Below are 1,509 nucleotides of genomic sequence, written 5' to 3'. Positions count from 1 at the left end.
AGCATCGGGGGAGCCGGGGCGAGCAGGGAGTTCCGGTCCGGCTCCGGGGCCGGATCCGCGTAGAGGGGGACGCGGGTGGGTTCGGGGCGGGGCGGCGTTGGTGCCGGTACGTCAAGGGGTGCGGCGGGCGGGGGCGGTTCCCGGTGCGCGGGTTGCGGCGGAGCGGCCGTCTTCGGGGTGGGCTCCGTGGCGGGGGCGTCGACGGGTTCCGCGGGCCCGGGGTCCGCAGTCGGGGCCGACAACTGCCGTGCCAGCCACAGCACTTCGGCCAGTTCCACGGGCATCGGCGGCGTGCCGTCCGCCGACGCCGCGGCCAACGCGGCGGCGAGGCGGCCGAGTTCAGCGTCCATCGGACAAGGGGTCGGCGTCGTCGAGGTGCGGGATCAGGCGCTGGGCCAGCTCCTCGCGGGTGGGGGCGTCCAGGCCCGCCGCGCCCGTGAGGTAGATCGCGTTCAGGAGCTGGTCGGTGGCGAGCTCCCCGCTGTGGGCACGGGACAGGAACCGTGTGATCAACTGACGCGCGTGCGCGTCCGGTTCGCCCAGGTGGGCGCGGACGATCTCGGCCAGCTGCGTCTCGTCGGGGCGGTGCAGGCGCAGCGTGACGCAGCGGCGCAGGAACGCGGGCGGGAACTCGCGCTCGCCGTTGCTGGTCAGGACCACGAAGGGGAAGGCGCGACAGCGCACCCGGCCGCCCGCGACGGGCACCTGCCGGTCCGTGCCGTCGGTCCGCACCAGCGCCTCGCCGCCCGCGCGGACCAGCTCGGGGATCTCGTACTGGCCCTCCTCCAGCACGTTGAGCAGGTCGTTGGGCAGGTCCAGGTCGCTCTTGTCGATCTCGTCGACGAGCAGCGCGCGCGGGCGGGCGTACGGCAGCAGCGCGGTGCCGAGCGGGCCGAGGCGCAGATGGTCCGCGACGCTGACCGGGGCCGCCTCGCGGGCCGCGTACAGACGCGACAGCGGGTCGTACTGGTACAGGCCGTCGGCGAGGGTGGCGCGGCTCGTGATGTTCCAGCGCAGCACGGGGCCGAGGCCCAGCTCGCGGGCGACGGCGTAGGCGAGGGACGACTTGCCGGTGCCGGGCGGGCCCGTGACGAGCAGCGGGCGCCTCAAGTACAGGGCCGCGTTGACGAGTTGGACGCTCTCCCGGGTGGCGCGGTAGGTGTGCGCGCGGTGCACCCGGTCCGGGGAGACGGCCGCCGCGTCGTCCGCGTCGGCGGGCGTGGGCAGGACCGGGCCGCCGTCGAAGGCGCGCCAGGGCGGCGGCGCGGGCAGCCGGTCGACGCCGTCGTGCGGCGCGCTCGCTCCGGTGTACACGGGCCACTCGGGCATGGGCTTCGCACTCTCCGTACTCGGTGTGTCCATCGGCGTGTCAGGGGGTCAGGGGAGGTCCGCCGGGGGCCCTGACGTCACCCGGGTCGGGGAAGCAGTGCGGCGCGTCCCACAACAGCTGGACGTCACGCGCCCAGTGGTCGTCGCGGCCGTCCGCCGCCTCCCGCAACTCCATGATCC

The 1,509-nt window shown here is 75.5% G+C and carries 1 protein-coding gene and 1 pseudogene; both read right to left on the bottom strand.

All coding sequences use genetic code 11. The features are described from left to right. Window positions 1-350: pseudogene (locus G3I40_RS41200) on the bottom strand (hypothetical protein); the annotation flags it as partial. Continuing rightward, window positions 340-1,329, bottom strand: coding sequence for a MoxR family ATPase (locus tag G3I40_RS41195; RefSeq protein ID WP_164559926.1), 990 nt, complete (start codon window positions 1,327-1,329; stop codon window positions 340-342). The pseudogene G3I40_RS41200 and the gene G3I40_RS41195, both read right to left, overlap by 11 nt. Window positions 1,330-1,509: the final 180 nt, after the last annotated feature.

The organism is Streptomyces sp. SID14478 (assembly GCF_010548525.1).
GTDB lineage: Bacteria > Actinomycetota > Actinomycetes > Streptomycetales > Streptomycetaceae > Streptomyces.
Note: the sequence above shows the minus strand (reverse complement) of the source record. Positions and strands in the feature narration are given on the sequence as shown.